2 protein-coding genes are annotated in these 1,204 nt (G+C 60.9%); both read right to left on the bottom strand.

Annotated features, from left to right (window positions below; all coding sequences use genetic code 11):
• Positions 1 to 210 precede the first annotated feature (210 nt).
• A complete protein-coding gene (locus tag AWB81_RS43165; protein ID WP_087135629.1) occupies positions 211 to 681 on the bottom strand; it encodes an RES family NAD+ phosphorylase in 471 nt (156 codons plus the stop codon).
• Positions 678 to 1,133, bottom strand: coding sequence for an Xre family toxin-antitoxin system antitoxin (locus AWB81_RS43160; RefSeq protein WP_062644709.1), 456 nt, complete (start codon positions 1,131 to 1,133; stop codon positions 678 to 680). Before AWB81_RS43160 ends, AWB81_RS43165 begins: the two co-directional genes overlap by 4 nt.
• Positions 1,134 to 1,204: the final 71 nt, after the last annotated feature.

Genomic DNA, 1,204 nt, shown 5'->3' with positions numbered 1-1,204 from the left:
CGGCCACCTACGGACGTTGGCTTACGCTTTCATGCGGACGTTCGAACGTCGGCTCCGCCCGGACAACGGGCCCACCATGAGCATGCCTGAGTCAGGAAAAAATGGCGCTGTGTGTTGCCAAGTCTATTGGGGGCCGCGCCGCGATCGCTTCGTCGCGGAGTACGCCGGCATAGCCCGCGTGCAGACGAACCGCAGCATAGCCCTACCGAACTAAGCTCGTGTCAACAGGCGCAGGATCCGCGGATCATGACGCACATCGATGACCATGCTTACGCTGATATCGGTCGCGTCTTCGTGTAGCGGGTTCAGAATGTAGTTGAATGCGAAGGGCAAAATAGCGCTGGGCAACTTGAGTAACGCGGTGGCGCCTCCCTGAAGCCATTCGCTGCCAGAAGCCTGTGTCCAGGACGGATTTTCGCGCCAGTCTTCGGGCAGTGCGCCCTCTCCCAACTCGGCGATCTTGACTCGCTCACCGACCTCCACGCGCAACAATCGGTAGGTGTCGGGCAGGTCAGCGGCGGAGCCGATCTCCTGATGAACGAGCGTTTCCAGAAGCGCGCCGGCGGGATGCTCTGCTAGATAAACGACTGGCCGTCCTGCGGTATGCCAGCGCCCGGGGGCGCGCAGCCCGCCTACTCCTTTCAGATCGGCGAAATTACTGATCCGCCAGAGCACCATCAGGCGAAATACCCTTCGTCGATCTGTACAAGCGCCTCCTCGACCAAGCGGGCGCCCTGTTCCGTACCCGCCATCACAAGAGCGCTGCGACCAGCGAAGCGATTTTGTGGATTGCGCAACCAACGCATCGCCTTGTCGTTGCCACCGAATGCCGCATGCGCCTGCGCGATAATTCTGGCCAGGCGAATGGCACGGTCGGATTCCTCCGTCGAAAGTCGTTCATGCTGCTGTCGACGGTGCGTCAGCGTGCGCCGCGGGATAATGAAGGTCAACTCGTCTGCCTTGAGGCCTTGCGCACTGAGTCGATCAATCACGTCGACGTCGACCCGTTCATGAGCCAGGTCGGCAAGGTCAGCGTCGCCGCGAATGCGGCTTGCCAACAGGTGTTCGAGAAACGCGAACTCCGTGCGGCGCGGATCTCCGGCGCCGGTCGGTATAAAAGCGATGGTTTCCATCGATGCTCCATATCGGCAAAATGCCCGCTCATTATAGGCGTTTTGCCATGCCGCGACAACCCGCGTCCAGC

Origin of the sequence: Caballeronia arationis (assembly GCF_001544975.2) — a bacterium.
Lineage (GTDB): Bacteria > Pseudomonadota > Gammaproteobacteria > Burkholderiales > Burkholderiaceae > Caballeronia > Caballeronia arationis.
Note: the sequence above shows the minus strand (reverse complement) of the source record. Positions and strands in the feature narration are given on the sequence as shown.

What these genes read in the sequence shown, in the direction of transcription:
- AWB81_RS43160 (WP_062644709.1), bottom strand. Translation starts at nt 1,133, where the DNA reads ATGGAAACCATCGCTTTTATACCGACCGGCGCCGGAGATCCGCGCCGC.